Origin of the sequence: Yersinia pekkanenii (assembly GCF_001152565.1) — a bacterium.
Taxonomy (GTDB): Bacteria; Pseudomonadota; Gammaproteobacteria; order Enterobacterales; family Enterobacteriaceae; genus Yersinia; species Yersinia pekkanenii.
In genome coordinates this window covers 12,920-36,220 of the sequence record NZ_CQAZ01000034.1, presented here as the reverse complement: position 1 = coordinate 36,220, position 23,301 = coordinate 12,920, and the positions used below count along the sequence as shown (strand labels likewise).

Genomic DNA, 23,301 nt, shown 5'->3' with positions numbered 1-23,301 from the left:
GCGGTTAACTATCTTTTTAGTATGTTTTAATGCATTTTGTATTGAGAGAGGCTCTATTGAGATGACGAATGGAAAAATATTTGTAAGTGAGGTTAATCACCATAATAAAGTATGGGGTGGGTTATCTTTATTTTATTTTATGGTGTTTATTTTTACACCTTCATTTAATGTATATGCTGAGGTTAATCAAACTCAAACAACAATATTGGAGCAGCAACAACATATATTAAAAAATAATCTTATTCCTCCGCTTTCACATACACAAATTGAAAGTAAGCCTACCGCGCCACCCGAGGAAAACTCTGCCGACGACACAACCTGTTTAGTGATTAATCAGGTGGAGTTGATCAATATTAATGATTTCCCCAATGCAGTACATTTAAAGCGGTGGGCGCAGGGTGCAGAAGGCCGCTGTTTGGGCGATAAAGGATTAACAGCATTACGGGATAAATTGCAATGGCAAATGGCTATATCACTTCTCGGGTTATTTTTACCGAGGGAGGTTATGTGGATGGCTCTTTATATTTGACGCTGATACCCGGTAGAGTTGACCGCATTGAACACCATGATGACAGTGATAGTTACGCCCAACTGAGTCCTCTTTTCCCTGGTAGATCCGGTGATCTGGTGAATTTACGCCAGCTAGAACAGGGGTTGGAAAACTTACAGCGCTTGCCTTCGGTGAACGCCACAATGGATGTGAAACTCAATCGAGAAGACCTAAGCAGTAATATTGTTGTTAAGCGTCAGCAATCCCGTTTCTGGCGAATCAATGCTTTTCTTGATGACGCCGGGCATTATGCTGTTGGCCGCTATCGTGCCGGTGTGACATTTTTTCTCGATAATCCATTATCATTGAGTGACTTGGCTTATTTTTCTACCAGCCGGGATTTGGATAACCACCATAGCAAAGGCAATAACCATTTTTCATTACATTACTCAGTGCCTTACGGTAATTGGCTGTGGAATGTAACCGGTAGTCGGGGCGCTTATTATCAGTCTTTATTGTTAGCCAATAAAACATTTAAATACCATTCCCGCTGGCAGTCATTGGATTTGAAAATTCAACGGTTATTGATGCGAGGCGATGACTATAAAACGGTCGTTTATACTGGGGCGCTAATTCGTAAGTCCAATCGCTTTTTGGTCGATAAAGAACTGGATGTTCAGCGGCAGAATACGGTCGACTGGCAACTGGGGCTGCAACATCTGCATTATACCCATTGGGCCACTATTCGAGCCGGTGTTAATTACCAACAAGGAACCCAATGGTTTGGTGCTCGCCCGTCTCTTGGCAAAGAGTCGTTTCCGGCGGCTAAGCGAATTAATGTTACGGCTTCATTGGATATCCCCTTCAAACTGGGCGATCAGCGTTTCTATTATCAACCGACTTTTAGTCAGCAATATGCCGGTACCCATTTGGTGATGCAGGATAAGTTTTCTATTGGTGGGCGTAATTCAGTCCGTGGATTTCCAACCGGTAACGCCCTGGTGGGGTCACAGGGGGGGGTCTTGAAAAATGATATTGCCTGGATAATTCCACATACCGCCAGTCAGTTCTATGTGGGTGTGGATTACGGTGGCGTGAGCGAAAAAGGCAGCCCGTTTTTAGTAGAAGAACATTTGGCTGGGGCGGTTGTCGGGATCCAAGGAAATTATCATCGGTTTGGTTATAATTTTAATATTGGGATACCACTTGCTAAACCGGCTAATTTTACCACTGATCCTGTGGTATTGGGCTTCACACTTAATTGGCAATATTAGCTTATAGGCTTTTTTTCTTGGGATGCACCCATGAGGGGCACTATTATGGGGCGCTTTTGTATCGAGGCGGGCCATCTCTTACGAGAAGGGGGAGGGCCGATCCAATTTTGCTTTTTTAACAGCACACAAGATGTTTGAGATTATGGCTGGATGTGACAAGGATCACGTCACTTATCGGCTGTTGTAGCTGCATTTTCTCCTATTTTCTGTCGAAATTACAAAAAAAACTGAACAGATATACGTCATTTAGCAACAAAGTTTTTTTGTTTGTCGCTGGATGTTACGACTGCTTTATTTGAATTACCCAGTCAATATCGCTGACATATTATCGGTAGCATAATTTTTCATGCTAATAATGTTAACGAGAAGTTTTTTTTATGTTTGCTTGTTGTTTCTCATTGTCTTGATAAATCCTTTCAGGCCGTATTGACGTTGCCACCAACTGTTGCCAAATTGGTACCCTCAGGGGCAGTAATCGAGAGCAGTTTGGGTGATTTCACATACTCAACATTGTCGTCGCGATAGCTTTTATCCGGCATCTCAATCCCGCATCCCTGCGGCTAATGAGCCAAAACGGCACAGTCCGCGGACTAAAAAATTATAGGGTCTGGCCGTACACACAACACACATCACCATAATGGAGCACAAGCGATGACGATTTCCTTGGGAAAAACAGGGATACTGAAATTCGGTATTGGGCTGATTGCACTGACCGTGGCAGCCAGTGTACAAGCTAAAACATTAGTCTATTGTTCTGAGGGTTCTCCGGAAGGTTTCAACCCACAGCTTTTCACCTCTGGTACGACTTATGACGCCAGCTCGGTGCCTATTTACAACCGTCTGGTTGAATTCAAACTCGGTACCACCGAAATTGAACCTGGTCTGGCTGAAAAGTGGGAAATTAGCGAAGATGGCAAGAGTTATACTTTCCACCTGCGTAAAGGCGTGAAGTGGCAAGATAATAAAGACTTCAAACCGACCCGTGATTTCAATGCTGATGACGTGATCTATTCCTTCATGCGCCAGAAAGATGATAAACATCCGTACCATAAAGTCTCTGGCGGCAGCTATGAATACTTCCAGGGTATGGGTATGGGTGATTTAATCACCAATATCGTTAAAGTTGATGATAATACCGTTCGCTTTGAACTGGCCCGTCCGGAGTCGCCATTCTTGGCTGATTTGGCGATGGACTTTGCTTCTATTTTGTCTGCTGAATATGCCGACAATATGCTGAAAGCGAGCACGCCAGAAAAAGTCGATTTAAACCCAATTGGCACCGGCCCGTTCCAGTTACAACAATACCAAAAAGACTCGCGTATTCTGTACAAAGCCTTTGATGGTTATTGGGGTACCAAACCGAAAATTGATCGTCTGGTCTTCTCTATTACCCCAGATGCGTCAGTCCGTTACGCCAAATTGCAGAAAAACGAATGCCAGGTTATGCCATACCCGAACCCGGCTGATATTGCTCGCATGAAGCAAGATAAAACCATCAACCTGATGGAGCAACCGGGCTTGAACGTCGGTTACCTCTCCTTCAACGTTGAGAAAAAACCACTGGATAACCTCAAAGTCCGTCAAGCGTTGACCATGGCCGTGGATAAAGACGCGATTATCGAAGCGGTTTATCAGGGCGCAGGCCAGTCGGCCAAAAACCTGATCCCACCGACGATGTGGGGCTACAACGATGACGTGAAAGATTACGCTTATGATCCGGCTAAAGCGAAAGCGCTGCTGAAAGAAGCGGGTCTGCCAGACGGTTTCTCCATCGACCTGTGGGCAATGCCAGTTCAGCGTCCGTATAACCCGAATGCGCGTCGTATGGCTGAAATGATCCAGTCCGACTGGGCGAAAGTAGGCGTGAAAGCCAAGATAGTAACTTACGAGTGGGGCGAATACCTCAAGCGCGCCAAAGACGGCGAACATGAAACGGTGATGATGGGTTGGACCGGGGACAATGGGGATCCAGACAACTTCTTCGCCACCCTGTTTAGCTGTGATGCGGCCAAGCAAGGTTCTAACTACTCAAGATGGTGTTATAAGCCGTTTGAAGACGTGATCCAGCCAGCTCGTGCTGAGTCTGACCATGACAAACGTGTCGCACTTTACAAACAAGCTCAGGTTGTTATGCACGATCAAGCCCCTGCGCTGATTATTGCTCACTCAACGGTGTACGAGCCAGTGCGTAAAGAAGTGAAAGGTTATGTTGTAGATCCGTTGGGTAAACACCATTTCGAGAACGTGTCCCTGGATTAATTTTAGCCTGCCAGATGACCGGTGAATGTGCGTAATCGGCATGTTCACCGGTTTCTTATTTAGGTTAAGACAGATACAGATGTGAGCCATATAAGCCTAGTTGCCCACGAGCAGCCAGGCATTCTACACAGAGAGTTCGGGATATGTTGCAGTTCATACTCCGACGTTTGGGGTTAGTTATCCCAACGTTTATCGGCATTACTTTGCTGACCTTCGCTTTTGTTCATATGATCCCGGGTGACCCGGTGACCATCATGGCCGGGGAACGCGGTATCTCCACCGAGCGTCATGCTCAAATCATGGCGGAAATGGGGCTGGACAAGCCTCTTTATCAACAATACTTCCATTATGTGAATGGCGTATTACATGGCGACCTCGGCATTTCGTTGAAAAGCCGTATTGCTGTCTGGGATGAGTTTGTTCCCCGCTTTAAAGCCACTCTGGAACTTGGGATCTGCGCGATGCTGTTTGCTATCGCCGTCGGTATTCCGGTGGGGGTGCTCGCGGCAGTTAAACGCGGTTCAATATTCGATCACACGGCGGTAGGGATCTCCCTCACCGGCTACTCGATGCCTATCTTCTGGTGGGGCATCATGCTGATTATGCTGGTCTCGGTTCAATGGAATTTGACCCCGGTATCCGGGCGCGTCAGTGATACGGTGTTCCTCGATGACAGCCTGCCTCTAACCGGTTTTATGCTGATTGACACCCTTATTTGGGGTGAGCCTGGTGATTTCAAAGACGCGGTTATGCACATGGTTTTACCGGCCATTGTCTTGGGTACCATTCCCCTTGCAGTCATTGTGCGTATGACTCGCTCCTCCATGTTGGAAGTGTTAGGCGAGGATTATATCCGTACTGCACGGGCGAAAGGTCTGAGCCGGATGCGGGTGATTGTGGTCCATGCATTGCGTAATGCTCTGCTGCCGGTGATTACCGTGATTGGCTTGCAGGTCGGTACCCTGCTGGCTGGCGCTATCCTGACCGAAACCATCTTCTCCTGGCCGGGGTTGGGGCGTTGGTTGATGGATGCCTTGCAACGCCGCGATTATCCGGTGGTGCAAGGCGGTGTGTTGCTGGTCGCAATCATGATTATTTTAGTTAACTTGCTGGTAGATGTGCTCTATGGCGTAGTTAACCCGCGTATTCGTCACAAGAAATAAGGGGCGCATAATGTCTCAACTTACCGAGTCTGTTGTAAAACGTGCGCCGAAACCCATGACTCCTTTGCAGGAGTTTTGGCACTATTTCAAGCGCAATAAAGGGGCTGTTGTCGGCCTGTTCTACATTATTATTATGCTGCTGATTGCCGCAGGTGCTACCTGGTTGGCCCCACACGGCCCGGCAGAGCAATTTCGCGATGCATTACTGAAACCACCGGTCTGGGAAGCAGGGGGGAGCTGGAAGTTTCTTCTCGGTACTGATGATGTGGGTCGTGATGTCTTGTCCCGCCTGATGTACGGTGCCCGGCTCTCGCTGTTGGTCGGCTGTCTGGTGGTGGTGCTGTCACTGGTAATGGGGGTGTTTTTCGGCTTACTGGCCGGTTATTTTGGCGGCATGGTCGATGCCATCATCATGCGTGTTGTCGATATCATGCTGGCACTGCCAAGTCTGTTGTTGGCATTGGTTTTGGTGGCGGTATTCGGGCCTTCCATTGTTAACGCCTCATTGGCGCTGACCTTCGTTGCCTTACCGCATTATGTGCGTTTGACGCGCGCAGCGGTGCTGGTTGAGGTCAATCGCGACTACGTAATGGCCTCAAGAGTGGCCGGTGCGGGTGCTATGCGCCAGATGTTTATTAATATCCTGCCAAACTGCCTCGCGCCGTTAATCGTGCAGGCTTCTCTCGGCTTCTCTAACGCCATTCTGGATATGGCGGCTCTCGGCTTCCTTGGCATGGGTGCGCAACCGCCAACACCGGAATGGGGCACTATGCTCTCCGACGTGTTGCAGTTCGCCCAAAGTGCCTGGTGGGTCGTGACCTTCCCCGGTGTGGCGATCCTGCTGACGGTTCTGGCGTTTAACCTGATGGGGGACGGCCTGCGTGATGCTCTCGACCCCAAACTCAAGCAGTAACAGAGGTAGAGAGATATGGCACTTTTAAATATAGACAAACTGTCAGTGCACTTTGGCGACGAAGGTGCGCCGTTCAAGGCTGTAGACCGTATCAGTTACAGCATTGATCAAGGACAGGTGGTAGGGATTGTCGGCGAATCCGGCTCCGGTAAATCGGTCAGTTCACTGGCTATTATGGGGCTGATTGATTACCCCGGTAAAGTGATGGCCGATAAGCTGGAATTTAATGGCCGCGACCTGACCAAAATTTCTGAGAAAGAGCGGCGTCAGTTAGTGGGTGCGGAAGTGGCTATGATCTTCCAAGACCCGATGACCAGCCTTAACCCATGCTATACCGTCGGTTTCCAGATCATGGAAGCGCTGAAGGTACATCAGGGCGGCAACCGTAAAACCCGCCATCAGCGGGCGGTTGATTTGCTGACTCTGGTGGGTATTCCTGATCCCGCTTCACGGCTGGATGTGTATCCGCATCAGCTTTCTGGTGGGATGAGCCAGCGCGTGATGATCGCCATGGCGATTGCCTGTAAGCCAAAACTGCTGATTGCCGATGAGCCGACCACCGCGCTGGACGTGACTATTCAGGCGCAAATTATTGAATTACTGCTGGAATTACAGCAGCGTGAAAATATGGCGTTATTGCTGATAACCCATGATTTGGCTCTGGTGGCGGAAGCGGCACATCATATTATTGTGATGTATGCCGGCCAGGTGGTGGAAACCGGTAAAGCGTCAGAGATTTTCCGCGCGCCACGGCACCCGTACACGCAGGCATTGTTACGTGCGTTACCCGAGTTCGCGCAAGATAAAGCGCGGTTGGCATCTTTACCAGGGGTGGTTCCGGGCAAATATGACCGTCCTGACGGGTGCCTGCTTAACCCACGTTGCCCGTATGCCAATGATCGTTGCCGCCGTGAGGAGCCTGAATTACTGGGGCCAGCGGGGCGGCAGGTTAAATGTCATACACCGCTCGATGATGCGGGGAGGCCGACCCTATGAGCCAGAACACACCGGCAATACCTGATACAGAAAACATGCCTGATACAGAGAATATGTCTGATACCGAATTGAGTGGGACTTTAGCTGCGGATAGCGGCCACAAACCGCTATTGCAGGCGATTGATCTGAAAAAGTACTATCCGGTGAAGAAAGGTTTCTTCGCGCCGGAACGTTTGGTTAAAGCACTGGATGGGGTTTCGTTCACCCTTGAACGGGGAAAGACCTTGGCAGTCGTCGGGGAGTCCGGTTGTGGTAAATCCACTCTGGGCCGCTTACTGACCATGATAGAGATCCCCACGGGGGGCGAGCTGTACTATCAGGGTCAAGATCTGCTCAAGCCTGATGAAAGTGCGGAAAAACTGCGTCGGCAGAAAATCCAGATTGTATTCCAGAACCCTTATGGTTCCCTGAACCCGCGTAAGAAAGTCGGGCAAATTCTGGAAGAACCACTGCAAATCAATACCAAACTCAATCGCCAAGAGCGTCGTGAAAAAACATTGGCGATGATGGCGAAAGTTGGCTTGAAGACCGAGCATTATGATCGCTATCCTCATATGTTCTCCGGCGGTCAGCGTCAGCGTATCGCCATTGCTCGTGGGCTGATGTTGAATCCGGATGTGGTGATTGCTGATGAGCCGGTCTCGGCGCTGGATGTGTCAGTTCGGGCGCAGGTATTGAACCTGATGATGGATTTACAGCAGGAACTGGGGCTGTCGTATGTCTTTATCTCCCACGACTTGTCAGTGGTTGAGCATATTGCCGATGAAGTCATGGTGATGTATCTGGGCCGTTGTGTTGAAAAAGGCAGTAAAGCGGCCATTTTTAACAATCCACGCCACCCTTATACTCAGGCATTGTTATCTGCGACACCACGGCTGAATCCGGATATGCGCCGTGAGCGTATTAAGCTGACGGGGGAATTACCCAGCCCGATGAGCCCGCCGCCAGGTTGTGCGTTCAATGCGCGCTGCCGCAGAGCCTTTGGTCCTTGTACTCAGTTGCAACCACAACTGAAGCAATACGGCGGCCAAATGGTAGCCTGTTTTGCTGTTGATAAGGATGAAGAGGAAAAAAACGGATAGCAATCGCGTAAGGTTGCTGATAATCCTAATTTACAGGCCGGATACAGAATATTCGCGCGTCAGGCACCGGTGTTGACTGATCAAGTGTTAATCTTGGTCAGTCGCTGCGAGTTGTCGCTTGATGAGAGAGATTAATGTTGATAGTCGAGATAGTTAAACGATGGGCCTGTGGTCTGCTGTTGCTGACCAGTTTTGTTAGCGCAGCAGCCTGCGATTGGCCTGCATGGCAGCAGTTCAAACATGATTATATCAGTGATGTCGGGCGGGTTATTGACCCTAGCAGCCCGCAGAAAATAACCACCTCTGAAGGACAGAGTTATGGGTTGTTTTTTGCACTGGTTGCTAATGATCGGGAAATCTTTGACCAGTTATTAACCTGGACGGAAAACAACCTGGCCGCAGGCGATTTAACGGCCCGCCTCCCCGCATGGCTGTGGGGGCAACACAAGCAACAAAATTGGGACGTTCTGGACCCGAACTCAGCCTCTGATGCCGATGTCTGGATTGCATACAGTTTGCTGGAAGCAGGCCGGTTATGGAATCACCGTCGCTACCAGACGATGGGTACTTTGTTGTTGCAACGTATTGCTAAGGATGAAGTGGTGAATATTCCGGGCCTTGGCAAGATGTTATTGCCGGGGAAGATTGGCTTTTACAACGATGATCGCTGGCGGCTTAACCCCAGTTATCTGCCGCCACAACTGCTGACGCGTTTTGCTTCTTTGGCTGGGCCGTGGCAAGCGATGCTTGAAGTGAATCAGCGTTTATTGCTGGAAACGGCACCTCAGGGCTTTTCACCTGATTGGGTGGTTTGGCAAAAAGGCACAGGTTGGCAATCAGATGAGACACGGCCGAATATTGGCAGCTACGATGCTATCCGCACCTATTTGTGGGTCGGTATGTTATCCGATAACAGCCCGCAAAAGGCCGAATTAATCCAGCGCTTCCAATCGATGGCGGCGGTTACTCAGCAACAAGGGCTACCACCGGAGAATATCAATACCAGCAATGGTAAAATCAGTGGCAATGGGTCAGAAGGATTTTCGGCGGCGTTACTGCCATTTTTAGTCAGCAGCCCGAAGCCATTTAATCAGCAGACGCTTCGCGTGCAACAGCAACGAGTACAAGATTCACCGCCGGGCAGAGATGACTATTACAGTGCGGTACTGACACTGTTTGGTCAGGGATGGTCACAGCATCGTTATCGTTTTAATCGTCAGGGTGAGCTTCAATCCTCATGGAACAGTCAATACGTGACATTAAAATATACTGACCATTAGTGCCATACGCAGATCTAAGTAATCAGCCAGCCGTGTAACATTCAGAGTGAGAAATAGCACTCTGATGTAGTGATCCTGATAGGAAAACACCGAAACCCACGGTATTCTTCCCCGATTCGCTATCAAAAGATAAAAATGGGGTGTCGTCAGGTATTATAGGCTCGAAGTACTGTCGCCATATAAAATGGCATTATTTTATTCAGTCGGAATTGGTGGAGAGCGAGTTTGCGGGTAAGGCGTTCATTAACGATTAAACAAATGGCGGCAGTGACAGTTGTGGCACTGGTAACCATCTGTATTTTTATCGTCATTCAGTTGTTCCACTTTGTGCAGCAGCGCAAAGATGACTACGCCAGGCAGTTGGAGAGCATCGCATATTCAGTTCGCCAACCGTTGTCCGAAGCAATATTAAGCGTTGATATCCCACAAGCTAAAAAAGTCCTCAATAGCCTGTTACCTATTGGTATTCTCAGCCGTGCTGAAGTGATATTACCGAACCAAATTCAGGTGTTACATGCCAATTTCCCCACGGAACGGCCGGTTCCCCGCTGGGCTAAGCATATTTTTTCTCTGCCAATACAAATAACCATACCCCTGTATGCACTGGAGCGGGTCTCCGCCAATCCGCAGCCGCTGGCGCATTTAGTGTTGCGTGCAGATTCATTCCGCATGTATCAATTTATTCTCAGCGCCTTGTCGGCCATGCTTTCCACCTATTTACTACTGGCATTGGTGCTTTCAGTTTCTATCGCTTGGTGTATTAATCGACTCATCATTCACCCGCTACGGGCCATGGCGAAAGAACTGGAAAAGATTGGTCAGCAAGGTGTGCTGGATCATCAGCTCACACTACCCGCTCATCATCAGGATGATGAATTGGGTGTGTTGGTACACAATTACAATCGTAACCAGCAACTATTAGTCGAAGCCTACACGGACATGAGCCGTATCAATGCCCACCATCAGGGGCAAGACCAGACTATGGTGTTTGAGCCGCATTTGACGGAGAAAATGCAAAAGCGGCTGATACAGGAAAATGATATTTTACAGGCGATTGAAAACCGTGATTTTGTACTGTTTTTACAGCCGCAATGGGATATGCAAGAGCAACGGGTGATCGGCGCGGAAGCGCTGTTGCGCTGGCGTCAGGCGGATGGCAGTTATCGTTTACCTTCTGAGTTTATCCTTGACGCGGAAGAGAGCGGTGCAATGATGCCACTAGGTAGTTGGGTGCTGGACGAGGCTTGTCGCATTCTGGCTGACTGGAAGGCGCAAGGGATTACCTTGTCACTGGCGGTCAATATTTCTGGCTTACAAGTGCAATGTGATCATATCCTGACCCACCTACAAACTATCATCAGTCGCTATCACATTGATTTACAACAATTAGTGCTGGAGATTACTGAGACTGCCCGTATTCAGAACCTTGATAACGCACTGATGGTGTTGCGTAAATTGCGAGGGCTTGGCTTATCTATCGCACTGGATGATTTTGGTACCGGATACTCAAGCCTACAGTATCTCAACCATTTGAAAAGCTTGCCAATCAACATGATTAAGCTGGATAAAAGCTTTGTGAAACACTTGCCCGAAGATGCTGTGATGGCGCGTATTATAGCGACCATTGCAGAAGTATTGAATCTGCGGGTAATGGCCGAAGGAGTAGAAACAGACGAGCAGTGCCAATGGCTGTTGAAGCACGGTATCCACTGTGGTCAGGGGTTTTTATTTTCACAGCCTTTACCGCGTGAGGAGTTTGAAGCTCGCTATACCCTTCGCCCTTGACGCTACCGCGGCGTTAGCTGCATTCACTTACCCGAATCACGTTCATCGGGATACATTCACCTTGTTTATAGGGTATTACTGTATTCTAACCTGCCACGTTAAGTTTATTTATCCTACATATAATCCCGCATGAAATAGCATCATCCCTTTGCCATACCTACGTTATAACAAAAAAATTATAGCGCCAGCGCATTAGTAAAACTATTTACTTTGAAGTTAGTCACATAAATGGATATTTGTTTTATTAATTTCAAACTATTAGTTCTAGATCTCGGAACTTAATATCAAAACAAATAAAATGCTGTTCCATAAATATATTTGTACTTGTAGTGATAACTAATGTTTTTATTAAAATAGGGAAAGTGTAATGAACATTAAATTATTATCTCTGGCAATGGCATCACTTATCAGCACCAGCGCAATGGCTGTAACTATTGATTATCGTCATGAAATGCAAGATCAAAGCGGTAACAATCATAAAGACCGCGTAGTCATGTCCCATCGTTTCGCGAATGGCTTCGGTTTATCGCTGGAAGGCAAGTGGAAAGGAGCACAGGACAAAGATAAGGTATTGCATGAAACAGTGAGTAATGGCACTGAAGTCGTCGCCAGCTATGTGTACAAGATTGATAATACCTTCTCTATTGAACCCGGCTTCTCATTAGATTCAAACTCAACATCCAATAATTATCGCCCTTACCTGCGTGGCAAGGCAAATATTGTCGACGATGTCTCGGTCTCATTACGTTATCGTCCTTATTACAAACGCACCAGCGCCAATATTAATACGGCAAAAGACACCTCTGAGCACGGCTATAACCTGACGAGTGTACTTAGCTATAAATTCTTCAAAAATTACCAATTAGATTATGAGTTGGATTACAAACAAGCCAATAAAGCCGGTGTAGTTCTGGCAAATGAAGAGAATTATGATTGGAGCCACGATTTTAAATTAACTTACAAGTGGGATAAAAACTGGTCGCCTTATATGGCCATTGGTAACGTCGCTGGCAGTAAATATACCAATGAACGTCAGACTCGTTATCGCATCGGGATCAAATACAGTTTCTGATCTATCACCAAAATAATCAGATTCTGATCTCTGGGATGACGCCACACCATAACGATTTCTGACGGGTAACCAGCAATGAAAAAAAGAGCGTTATTTTTAAGTTTGGCAGTGTTGGCAACGCTGTATATACCCGCCGGACAGGCAGCGGATACCGATCGCCTTACTGTAGTGAAACAGTATGTCGATAACGTGTTGGATAAAGCTTCAGATACTTACCACGGTGATAAGCCTAGCCCGCTACTGGCGGATGGTGTTGACCCCCGTACCGGGCAACAACTGGAATGGATATTCCCCGATGGCCGTCGGGCGGTGTTATCAAACTTCTCAGCACAACAAAATCTGATGCGCGTTATGAGTGGCTTAAGCCAGCTTACCCATGATGCCCGTTATCAGAAGCGTGCTGAAGATATCGTTCGCTACCACTTCCAGCACTATCAAGACCCAAGTGGCTTGTTGTACTGGGGAGGGCACCGCTTTGTTGACCTGAAAACATTGCAACCCGAAGGGCCAAGTGAAAAAGAGAAGGTGCATGAGCTGAAAAATGCCTATCCCTACTATGACCTGATGTTCCGTGTCGACAGCGACGCAACCGCCCGCTTTATTCGCGGTTTTTGGAATGCCCATGTCTATGACTGGCGTATCCTCGAAACCAGCCGCCACGGCGAATATGGCAAGCCGATGGGGGCATTGTGGGAAAGTAAATTTGAACAGCAGCCGCCTTTCTTTGCCACCAAAGGACTTAGCTTCCTCAATGCGGGCAACGACCTGATTTACTCCGCCTCGCTGTTATACCAATATCAGCAGGAACCCGGCGCATTAGTGTGGGCTAAGCGTTTGGCGGATCAGTATGTATTACCGCGCGATGCTAAAACCGGCCTCGGTGTCTATCAGTTTACGCAGGCCCTGAAACGGGAAGAGCCAATGGATGATGCCGATACTCACTCCAAGTTTGGTGACCGCGCACAGCGTCAGTTTGGGCCGGAGTTTGGCCCGGCAGCGCTGGAAGGCAATATGATGCTCAAAGGGCGCACCAGTACCCTCTATGCTGAAAATGCCTTGATGCAGTTGCAATTGGGCAAGGATCTAGGTAACCAAGGGCAGGATTTACTGAAATGGACTGTGGATGGCCTGAAAGCCTTTGCTAAATATGCTTATAACGATCAGGACAATACGTTCCGCCCGATGATTGCCGACGGGCAGGACTTATCCCATTACAGGCTGCCACGTGATGGCTATTATGGCAAAAAAGGGACGCTGCTCAAGCCGTACAAAGCCGGTAATGAATTCCTGATTTCATACGCCCGCGCCTATGCCATTGATAACGATCCACTGTTGTGGAAAGTCGCGCGCGGTATTGCCAACGATCAGGGGCTGGGCGATATCGGGACCGCACCGGGCAAAGAGATGAAGGTCAAGCTGGATACCACCAACAGTGATCCATACGCTTTGTTGGCTTTGTTGGATCTTTACCATGGCAGTCAGGTGGCTGATTATCGGCGATTGGCGGAAAAAATCGGCGATAACATTATAAAAACCCGTTATATCGACGGCTTCTTTATGGCTTCCCCCGATCGTCAATATGCCGATATCGATGCCATTGAGCCTTACGCATTACTGGCGCTGGAAGCCTCACTGCGCAATAAACCACAGGCGGTGGCACCTTTCCTTAATGGTGCGGGCTTCACCGAAGGTGCTTACCGCATGGACGATGGTTCAGCCCGGATTTCAACCCGCGACAATGAGCTGTTCTTGCTCAATGTGGGCGAGAAGCTGCAACCGAACGGTCGTAAATAGTCCCAACGGCGGCCCGTGCTGGGGCCGCTGTTGGGAAACGAGCCGGACAGGGCTTCCCTGGCTCTGTTTGTCCGGCGCTTTTTCCCTCGGATCTGATGGTCACCGGGCATCACCCGGCGATTCACTTCGCTAAAAAACCATAAGTTCTACGCTTACGCGATACCGCCAATAGCCTCCTTTCTACATATCCTGTTCATTAATCATTTTGAGTTAATTGTCTGGTTGATCTGACCCTATTCCCTTTATTGCTGCCGCTTGAAGCGTTTCAGTTCTTAATTTCGCGTTAAGGGTGCAATCCAGTGCAACTAATAATTTCCATATTGTTATGAGGGTGTTATTTTCCGCGCCAGCACGGATAAAAAAGAAGTGTCACTCAATCATCACCGAGAGCAAAGCGACAGGTTGCCGTGTATTTAATAAAAAGGACATAGCTATGAAAGTTTCTGTATTTAAAAGTCTTTATTTTCAGGTGTTAACGGCGATTACCTTGGGCGTTTTACTGGGTCACTTTTACCCTGATATCGGCGCTCAAATGAAACCACTGGGTGATGGGTTTGTTAAACTAATTAAAATGATTATTGCACCGGTTATTTTTTGTACCGTCGTTACCGGTATTGCGGGTATGGAAAGTATGAAGGCCGTTGGCCGTACCGGTGCGATAGCTCTGCTTTACTTTGAGATTGTTAGCACCATTGCCTTACTGATTGGTTTGGTGATTGTTAACGTGGTGCAACCCGGTGCAGGTATGAATATCGACCCGGCGACACTGGATGCTAAAGCGGTTGCACTTTATGCCGAGCAAGCGACGCAACAAGGGATTGTGCCATTCTTGATGGATATCATTCCTGGTAGTGTCATCGGTGCATTTGCCAGCGGTAATATTCTCCAGGTGTTGCTGTTTGCTGTTCTGTTCGGCTTCGCCCTGCACCGTTTGGGTGAAAAAGGTCAGTTAATCTTTAATGTTATCGAGAGCTTCTCCCGCGTGATCTTCGGCATTATCAATATGATTATGCGCTTGGCACCGCTTGGGGCTTTCGGCGCGATGGCCTTTACCATCGGTAAATATGGTGTGGGTAGTCTGGTGCAATTAGGTCAGTTGATCATCTGCTTCTACGCAACCTGTATCCTGTTTGTCGTGGTAGTGCTTGGCTCTATTGCGAGATTCAATGGTTTTAATATCTTCAAATTTATCCGCTATATAAAAGAAGAACTGTTGATCGTGTTGGGGACTTCATCTTCAGAGTCGGTGCTACCGCGCATGCTGGATAAGATGGAGAAAGCAGGGTGTAAGAAGTCCGTGGTGGGCTTGGTTATCCCGACCGGTTACTCATTTAACCTGGACGGTACCTCTATTTACTTGACCATGGCGGCGGTATTTATCGCGCAGGCCACGAATACCCATATGGATGTTATGCATCAGGTAACCTTGCTGGTGGTGTTGTTACTCTCTTCAAAAGGTGCCGCCGGGGTAACCGGTAGTGGCTTTATTGTATTGGCTGCCACCATTTCTGCGGTGGGGCATTTGCCATTGGCCGGGTTGGCATTGATTCTGGGTATCGACCGCTTTATGTCTGAGGCCCGAGCCTTGACCAATCTGGTGGGGAATGGGGTCGCCACTATCGTGGTTGCCAAATGGTGTAAACAATTGGATAACGATCAATTGCAGGCGGTGCTGTCCAATAAAACGCCACCTAATCAGATGAATAAAGAGGCTTCTTCTTCCTTATAGGTTGCACCACTGAGTATCAGGCCGGTAGTACCCTCCATTTGCTAGCGGTGACTTGCTGCCACCGCTAGCACCTCTGCGCAATATTCTTAAAATAGTGCCCCGCGATCCATTTTTTACGCATTTTGGCGTTTCAATACTATTTTTTACATTGATGAGTGACATCGGCAAAAGCATGCGGTCTAACAGAATGGTACACTTCCGCGTTCCGCTCCCACTGTGACAATTTGCATGAAAAAACGCATGGTTCACGTAAGGATTGCATTGTTTTAAAATTGGATAGTTTATTAAAGTAGGGGTTCACATGCAGGGCACCAGAATTCGTCTCATAGTTGGTGGGTTATTGTTGGCTGCCGCCAGCAGTAATGTGCAGGCTGAAGCACTACAACCCGATCCTGCCTGGCAGCAGGGCAAGTTAGACAACGGGTTCTCATGGCAGTTGCTGGCTACGCCGCAGCGCCCAAGCGATCGGATTGAGTTACGTCTGGTGGTTAATACCGGCTCCTTATCAGAAAGCGCGCAGCAAGTTGGTTTTGCCCATTTGTTGCCACGTCTGGCATTAATGAGCAGTGCGAGTTTTACTCCCGCCCAACTCCAGTCGCTGTGGCAACAAGGGGTCGATAGTGAACGCCCATTGCCACCGGCCATTACCTCTTATGATTTCACATTATACAGCCTGAGTTTGCCCAATAACCGCCCTGACCTGATGAAGGAAGCGCTGGCTTGGTTATCTGATACCAGTGGCAAGCTGGCTATAAATGAACAAACCGTCAATGCGGCACTGAATAGCGCGACCGATCCTATTGCCACTTTTCCGCAAAATATTCAGGAACCCTGGTGGCGTTATCGGCTTAAAGGCTCTTCTTTAATTGGCCATGATCCCGGCCAGCCGGTGGCAAAACCGGTAGATATCGAGAAACTCCAACAGTTTTATCAGCAGTGGTATACCCCGGATGCCATGACGTTATATGTGGTGGGTAATGTGGATAGTCGCAGTATCTCCTCCCAAATCAGTAAGACGTTCTCTGAGCTAAAAGGGAAACGTACCACGCCAGCATCGGTTGCGACATTAGCGCCATTGCCGCCAGAACCCGTCGGTCTGATGAATGACCAGGCAGCACAAGATACATTGTCGCTGATGTGGGACACCCCGTGGCATCCGATCCAGGACTCCATCGCGTTAAGCCGCTACTGGCGCAGTGATTTAGCCCGTGAGGCGCTGTTCTGGCATGTCCAGCAAGTGTTAGATAAAAGTGACCAGAAGAACCTGAAGCTTGGTTTTGATTGTCGTGTGCAATATCAGCGCGCTCAATGTGCTATTCACTTGAATACACCGGCAGAAAATCTGATCTCGGGGATGAATTTTGTCGCCCGTGAGCTGGCTAACTTACGTACTAATGGCCTGAGTCAGGCAGAGTTTGATGCATTAATGGTGCAGAAAAATGATCAACTTAGTCAGTTGTTTGCTACCTATGCCCGCACCGATACCGATATTCTGATGAGCCAACGCCTGCGGTCACAGCAAAGTGGCGTAGTCGATATTGCCCCGGAACAATATCAGAAGCTACGGCAGGCATTTTTATCTGGTCTGACTCTGGCTGAGCTGAATCAGGAGTTGAAACAGCAGCTATCGCAAGATACCACGCTGATTCTGACACAGCCGAAAGGCGAGCCAGAAGTGAATGTGAAGGCATTGCAGGATGCGTATAATGCGGTTATGACACCGCATACCGTGGTGCCCGAAGATGCGGCTCCAACGGGAGCAAGTGCTGTTGAAGCCGCACCCGCGATACCAACAACCGCGCAGTAAGTAAAATATTGAGTGATGAATCAGCCCGGACGCCAGGTTCCGGGCTTCAGTCATTGAAGGGGGTAACGCACCTCGGGGCGCTCCGACGGCACGTTTCCCCTTTTCATCCTGAATTGCTGGTGATAGATGCGGCCAATCAAACCGCGGGCATGGCTGCCAGTGGGATGATTGCGCCACGATATTGAATCACGGTGCTGGCTGTTAAATGGCCACGCACTGCCGCGTCGTGGGCGCTGCCACCGGTCAGGCGAACCGCCAGATAACCGGCACTAAACGAATCCCCGGCAGCGGTCGTATCCACCACTTTCTCTTTCGGTAACTTGACGGCCGGAATATCGTACTGATGGGCTTCAAAGCCATCTTTCGCCCAGACGATGCATGAATCTGCGCCGCGCTTGATAATAATCTCACTGACACCCAACGCCTGAGTGCGATCAATGACCTGTTCCAGTGGCTTCTCGCCCCACAACATATCTTCATCATCCAGTGTCAGGAAGGCGATGTCAGTACAGGCTAACATGTCACGGTAGGCTTCCTGAGTCTCTTCTTTGCTTTGCCACAGGCGCGGGCGATAGTTGTTATCAAAGATAACGTTGCCACCGTTGGCACGGCAGGCACGTAGCAATTTCAGTAAACGCTGGCGTGACGTGTTGTCCAGAATTGCCAGGCTGATCCCGCTGAGATACAGATAATCAAATTTTTCCAAACGTTGGCAGATTTCATCCGCCGCCGGGCTGGTTAGCCAGAAACGCGCGGCGGCATCATTGCGCCAGTAATAGAAAGCGCGCTCGCCGGTGCTGTCGGTCTCGATGAAATACAGCCCCGGCAATTTATTATCCAAGCGCTGAATAAGGGAGGTCTGGATTTTCTCTTGCTGCCAGGCTGCCAGCATCTCTTCACTGAAACTGTCGGTACCCAGTGCGGTCACGTAATGCACATTCAGGGCCTGCTCAGAAACCTGACGGGCAACATACACCGCAGTGTTCAGCGTATCACCGCCAAAGCCCCGACTAAGGTCAGTACCTTGTTGTGATAGTTCAATCATGCATTCGCCGATAACGGCAATATTTTTGCTGGTCATGGAAAGCGGGCCTATTCCTGAAAATGTATCAGTGGTGAGAAGGAGTGAGACTAGTCTCACTGTTGGTTTAGTCAGAGTCAATAGTATTAAAACGACGTTTTAATTTTTTTATGATGTAGGTCGGGAAACTGATAAGTTTCCCGCTATTCAGCATCACATTAGGACGACTTTCGCAGGTCGGTGACGCAGTGACCACCAATACCCCAGTTATCCGTATCCACTTCATCAATCACTACCACGGTAGTTGCAGGGTTTTTACCCAAGGTATCGACCAATAATTGGGTGACTCCGGCGATCAACTGTTTTTTCTGTTCCGCAGTTGCCCCTTCACGGGTAATTTTAATATTGACATAAGGCATATCTATCTCCATCCAGTTCTTGGCTAGGGCATTGATTAACCACTATAGATGGCTTGAATGTGCCGTGCCAGCCCGCCTGATAGCAATAATCTGTCAGGCCGCTATATAAAGTTCTGGTCACTTGAGTCGATAACATCTCCAGAAGGAAAACCGTTTACCACAGGATGTCATCAGACTGGCGGCAATGCATGTTGCTATAACGGTCTGGTGTCCTGAAACAGGGCGATTAAACTGATGATGACCAATAAAGTATCAAGTTTACTTGCGCCATCCTTTGCCGCTATTGATAGTAATAAAGGCCAGAGCTTCTGGCGGCAATGTCAGCGCCGGTACACTTTTCAACCGATTTATCGCACGTCCGGGGCGTTGTTGGCGATTGAGTTGCTCACGGCTGTTTTTCACCCTTCATCGCCAGATACCCGTTTATCCCCAGAAGATTACTTCAACGCCATCAGTACCCGCGCCCGGTTAGATGTGGTGCTGGAACAACTGAGTATGGTTAAACAGTGGCACGCGATATTTGTTCATCACTCGGTATTGGTTTCGATCAATATAGATGGTCAGGCACTGATGGCTATGCAGGATGACCGACAGGCTAAGTTGCTGATCGACGCCATGCCTTATATTCGCTTTGAATTGCTTGAGCACGTTGATACCTCTCTTGATACCCCCTTTGCGCGCATTGCTGAAGCCGATCGACTATGGTTGGATGATTTTGGCAGCGGGTTGGCGAATTTCACTTCATTCATTAGCTGGCGCTATGAGTACATCAAAGTTGCCCGAGACTTGTTTATCGTTTTGCAACAAAGTGATGCCGGGAATCAACTGTTTTTCACGTTGGTTACCTTAATGGATCGCTACAGCAAAGGGGTGATAGTTGAAGGGGTTGAGACCTCCCAGGAATGGGCAATGGTACAACGTTCTGATGCCGTCGCCGCACAGGGTTATTACCTTTCCCGTCCTACCTCATTTGATAAACTACAGATGCTCCCTATGTTGTTTTGTGGCTAATACTTTCTCAGTAATAACAGTACCGCCTCCGCCATGTTGCCTTCCCGCGTCACTGGATTCAGTTACCCACGCTGTATTATTCTCGACTATGGTTAAAGTTATCTGCTGAATTTGTATTATTAACATACCCGTCATACTTCAAGTTGCATGTGCGTTGGCTGCCCAAGTTCACCCCAGTCACTTACTTATGTAAGCTCTTGGGGATTATCTTAGTTGCCGTCTTCCTGTAACTCGAATTATTTAGGGTATAAGTGCTGGCATGGAGCTGTGTATGACAAAAACTGGAAAAGTGCTGACGGGTGTCGGTGGGCTTATCGTGCTGCTACTGGCGGCCACGGTGATATTGGTGATGACCTTTGACTGGAACCGTTTGAAGCCAACTATCAATGAGAAGGTTTCTGCTGAGTTGCAACGGCCTTTTGCCATTCGTGGCAATCTGGGGGTGGACTGGTCACGAAAAGGTGATGAATCGGGCTGGCGCAGTTGGGTCCCCTGGCCGCATCTCCACGCCGAAGATATTGTGTTGGGTAATCCGCCAGATTTCGTCAGTGATAACACCACAGATAAGGATAAAACAGAATCTACGGTGTTCCCGTCCGGAGCTATGGTCACCCTAAAACGGGTTGATGCCAGTATTGCGCCGCTGGCTTTATTGGCGAAGGAAGTATTGATCCCCCGTATCTGGTTGACGCAACCGGATGCTAATCTGCGCCGTCTGGCTAATGGTAAGAATAACTGGACGTTCAATCTGGCCAGTAACCCCGCAAAAGGCGAGAACCCACAGTCAGCATGGTCGGTGAATATCAACGATATCGTCTTTGATCGCGGCGAGATAAGCCTGAATGATGCCCTTCTGGACGCTGACCTACGCGCGGTAATTGACCCTCTCGGTAAGCCGCTGCCATTTGCTGAAGTGATGGGGGCAGGTAATAAGGAAAAAGCTAAACAGGCTGCGGAATCGGTACAAAGTAGCACGCCAGATTATGTTTTTGGTTGGAAAATTGACGGAAAGTATCAAGGCCAACCATTAACTGGCAGCGGTAAAATCGGCGGTATGTTGTCGATGAGTGATGCGAACGAGCCATTCCCGTTGCAGGCGGATATTCGCTCAGGCTCCACCCGAGTGGCGGTGGCGGGGACGTTAACTGACCCCAGCAATCTGGCCGGCCTGGATCTGCAATTGACGTTTTCCGGTGCCAGTCTGGATAACCTCTATCCGTTGATGGGGGTATTACTGCCAGCGACCCCGGCTTACAACACCGATGGCCGCTTAATTGCCAGCCTGAAGCAAGCGGGCGGGGCGGTTTATCGCTATGAAAACTTTAACGGTAAAATCGGTGACAGTGATATTCGTGGCAGCCTGACGTATACCGCCAGCCAGCCACGTCCGAAATTAACCGGTAAAATTTCATCCGAGAAATTGCGCTTTGCCGATTTGGCTCCATTAATTGGGGCTGATTCTAATCAGGAAAAAGCCAATCGTGGTGAGCGAAGCCGACAACCGACGAATAAGGTGTTACCGACTGAGAAGTTTGATACCAAAAGTTGGGGAATGATGGATGCCGATGTTACCTATTCCGCTAAACGTATTGAACGGGATAAATCATTACCATTAAGTGATCTGTCGACTCATGTGGTACTGAATAATGGCGAGTTATTACTCGATCCGTTGCGTTTCGGCATGGCGGGGGGGGATCTGAATGCCACCCTACGGCTGAATGGCAACAAAAATCCGATGGACGGCAAGGTAGATTTGCATGCCCGCCGCCTGCAACTGAAAGAACTATTGCCACAAGTACAGGCAATGCGTAACAGTTTGGGGCAATTGAATGGCGATGCGTCATTTACCGCCACCGGTAACTCAGTTGCCGCTCTGCTGGCAACCAGCAATGGTAATCTGCGTCTGTTGCTGAATCAGGGGCTGGTCAGCCGCAGCTTGATGGAGTTGCTTGGCCTGAATGTCGGTAACTACCTGGTGGCGAAGTTGTTTGGTGACGATGAGGTGAAAATTAACTGTGCAGTGGCAGATATTCAGTTAAGGAATGGATTAGCGACACCGCGTCTGTTTGTTATTGATACTGAGAATGCCATTATTAACGTTAGCGGTAATATTAACTTTGCTACTGAGCGGCTGGATTTATCCATCGATCCTGAAAGCAAAGGGCTGCGTATTCTGACTCTGCGTTCCCCACTCTATGTAAAAGGAACATTCAAACAACCGGATGCCGGTGTGAAAGCCGGGCCGTTGCTGGCCCGAGGTGCGGTTGCTGCGGTATTGGGGGTGGCGCTCACGCCCGCAGCGGCATTGCTGGCACTGATTTCTCCTAGTGAAGCTGATAAAAATCAATGCACACCATTCCTGCAAAAAATAAAGCAGAAGCAATAACGCGTTAATGTATCGGTGGTTGGGACAGCAGCTTACAGTCGTGATCCTGCAACTCTTCCACCGATGCACGATTCAATTTTATTAGGCTCGCCTTACTGGCGAGCAGTAGGAACTGCCCATCTGGCAATGCTGTCATGGCTAAACCATAACGGCCCATTTCCTCTTTCGCGCCCGGCACTTCGTCGGCTAACAAACGAAATGCCCCCGATTGCTGCAATTGTGCCGCCGTAGTCCGCCGAACTAAATAATCGTGCCCCAATAAGCCGCCAGGCAAGGGCTCCCATTGCTGACGAAAGTTTGCCTCTTGCGCTGCCAGAGCCGCTTTTACCGGTGGACTCAGGCAAGAAATATGAATATGTAAATGATCCTGACTACGGCCATATTTTGAATTGATGGTTAGCGACACATCCTCGTCATCAATGGGTGTTCCGTGTTTATCTGCCATAAAGTGGCGGGCTTGCCAAGCATCAAAGAAATAATTTGGGCTGTTGTGGGCTAACAACTGCGGGCTTTCTATGCCGCTGAGTTTAGCGGTCGGCATCAATAAATACTGCAATGGCCCATGAATATCTTTATACACCACAAAACCGGACTGCGTATTCACCTCAACGCAAGGCTGTGGGTTATGTTCTGCTGCCATATGGGGAACACATTGTTGGCTGACTATTTTCCATAATGTATCAGCATTGCTAACGCGCAATTTATACCCAATACCCAGCAGGATCACCGCCAGTAATATGAGTAAAACCCACGGCTTTTTTAGATAACGAAACATTGGCTTCCTTTCACTTTCAATGATGAGTCACCCGTGTAGTGATAA

General features: G+C 48.7%; 17 protein-coding genes and 1 pseudogene. 14 read left to right on the top strand and 4 right to left on the bottom strand.

The window, feature by feature from the left end:
- The first annotated feature begins 61 nt into the window (after positions 1-61).
- Positions 62-1,764 (top strand): annotated as a pseudogene (locus AEP37_RS16315) (ShlB/FhaC/HecB family hemolysin secretion/activation protein).
- 416 nt (positions 1,765-2,180) lie between these two features.
- On the opposite strand, the gene AEP37_RS27605 reads toward AEP37_RS16315, so the two are convergent.
- Entirely contained in the window at positions 2,181-2,303 is a 123-nt protein-coding gene (locus AEP37_RS27605; protein WP_268872742.1) for a hypothetical protein, read from the bottom strand.
- A 112-nt stretch (positions 2,304-2,415) separates the two neighbouring features.
- Between AEP37_RS27605 and dppA the strand changes: the two genes are divergently transcribed.
- The 11 genes from dppA to AEP37_RS16260 all read left to right on the top strand — a co-directional run bounded on the left by dppA (position 2,416) and on the right by AEP37_RS16260 (position 17,644).
- Positions 2,416-4,023 carry a dipeptide ABC transporter periplasmic-binding protein DppA gene (gene dppA / locus AEP37_RS16310; protein ID WP_049614342.1) on the top strand — a complete coding sequence of 536 codons (1,608 nt, stop codon included), beginning with the start codon at positions 2,416-2,418 and terminating at the stop codon, positions 4,021-4,023.
- 143 nt (positions 4,024-4,166) lie between these two features.
- The gene (gene dppB, locus AEP37_RS16305; protein ID WP_049614341.1) at positions 4,167-5,186 is read left to right on the top strand and encodes a dipeptide ABC transporter permease DppB; all 1,020 of its coding nucleotides are present in this window, start codon (positions 4,167-4,169) and stop codon (positions 5,184-5,186) included.
- Positions 5,187-5,196: 10 nt separating this feature from the next.
- Positions 5,197-6,099, top strand: coding sequence for a dipeptide ABC transporter permease DppC (dppC, locus tag AEP37_RS16300; RefSeq protein WP_049614340.1), 903 nt, complete (start codon positions 5,197-5,199; stop codon positions 6,097-6,099).
- Positions 6,100-6,114: 15 nt separating this feature from the next.
- On the top strand, positions 6,115-7,095 hold the full coding sequence (dppD, locus tag AEP37_RS16295; protein ID WP_049614339.1) for a dipeptide ABC transporter ATP-binding protein: 981 nt from the start codon (positions 6,115-6,117) through the stop codon (positions 7,093-7,095).
- Positions 7,096-7,148: 53 nt separating this feature from the next.
- Complete coding sequence (gene dppF, locus AEP37_RS16290; protein ID WP_156168632.1) at positions 7,149-8,177, top strand: dipeptide ABC transporter ATP-binding subunit DppF; 1,029 nt, start codon at positions 7,149-7,151, stop codon at positions 8,175-8,177.
- Positions 8,178-8,311: 134 nt separating this feature from the next.
- The gene (gene bcsZ / locus AEP37_RS16285; protein ID WP_408068341.1) at positions 8,312-9,457 is read left to right on the top strand and encodes a cellulose synthase complex periplasmic endoglucanase BcsZ; all 1,146 of its coding nucleotides are present in this window, start codon (positions 8,312-8,314) and stop codon (positions 9,455-9,457) included.
- 225 nt (positions 9,458-9,682) lie between these two features.
- Positions 9,683-11,242 carry an EAL domain-containing protein gene (locus AEP37_RS16280; protein ID WP_156168628.1) on the top strand — a complete coding sequence of 520 codons (1,560 nt, stop codon included), beginning with the start codon at positions 9,683-9,685 and terminating at the stop codon, positions 11,240-11,242.
- 367 nt (positions 11,243-11,609) lie between these two features.
- Complete coding sequence (locus AEP37_RS16275) at positions 11,610-12,314, top strand: oligogalacturonate-specific porin KdgM family protein (protein WP_049614336.1); 705 nt, start codon at positions 11,610-11,612, stop codon at positions 12,312-12,314.
- A 75-nt stretch (positions 12,315-12,389) separates the two neighbouring features.
- A complete protein-coding gene (locus AEP37_RS16270; protein WP_049614335.1) occupies positions 12,390-14,108 on the top strand; it encodes a pectate lyase in 1,719 nt (572 codons plus the stop codon).
- A 433-nt stretch (positions 14,109-14,541) separates the two neighbouring features.
- Positions 14,542-15,837, top strand: coding sequence for a dicarboxylate/amino acid:cation symporter (locus AEP37_RS16265; RefSeq protein WP_049614334.1), 1,296 nt, complete (start codon positions 14,542-14,544; stop codon positions 15,835-15,837).
- Between the two features lie 301 nt (positions 15,838-16,138).
- The gene (locus tag AEP37_RS16260) at positions 16,139-17,644 is read left to right on the top strand and encodes a M16 family metallopeptidase (RefSeq protein WP_049614333.1); all 1,506 of its coding nucleotides are present in this window, start codon (positions 16,139-16,141) and stop codon (positions 17,642-17,644) included.
- Positions 17,645-17,780: 136 nt separating this feature from the next.
- Here AEP37_RS16260 and kdgK read toward each other — a convergent pair whose 3' ends face one another.
- Together kdgK and AEP37_RS16250 are read right to left on the bottom strand one after the other, a co-directional pair.
- The gene (kdgK, locus tag AEP37_RS16255) at positions 17,781-18,725 is read right to left on the bottom strand and encodes a 2-dehydro-3-deoxygluconokinase (protein WP_049614332.1); all 945 of its coding nucleotides are present in this window, start codon (positions 18,723-18,725) and stop codon (positions 17,781-17,783) included.
- A 158-nt stretch (positions 18,726-18,883) separates the two neighbouring features.
- On the bottom strand, positions 18,884-19,084 hold the full coding sequence (locus AEP37_RS16250; RefSeq protein ID WP_049614331.1) for a 2-hydroxymuconate tautomerase family protein: 201 nt from the start codon (positions 19,082-19,084) through the stop codon (positions 18,884-18,886).
- A 234-nt stretch (positions 19,085-19,318) separates the two neighbouring features.
- On the opposite strand from AEP37_RS16250, the gene pdeH reads away from it, so the two are divergent.
- Together pdeH and AEP37_RS16240 are read left to right on the top strand one after the other, a co-directional pair.
- Entirely contained in the window at positions 19,319-20,095 is a 777-nt protein-coding gene (pdeH, locus tag AEP37_RS16245) for a cyclic-guanylate-specific phosphodiesterase (RefSeq protein WP_049614330.1), read from the top strand.
- 271 nt (positions 20,096-20,366) lie between these two features.
- Complete coding sequence (locus AEP37_RS16240; protein ID WP_049614329.1) at positions 20,367-22,481, top strand: AsmA family protein; 2,115 nt, start codon at positions 20,367-20,369, stop codon at positions 22,479-22,481.
- A gap of 4 nt (positions 22,482-22,485) precedes the next feature.
- On the opposite strand, the gene AEP37_RS16235 is transcribed toward AEP37_RS16240, so the two are convergent.
- The gene (locus AEP37_RS16235) at positions 22,486-23,256 is read right to left on the bottom strand and encodes a CDP-diacylglycerol diphosphatase (protein WP_049614328.1); all 771 of its coding nucleotides are present in this window, start codon (positions 23,254-23,256) and stop codon (positions 22,486-22,488) included.
- Positions 23,257-23,301 lie beyond the last annotated feature (45 nt).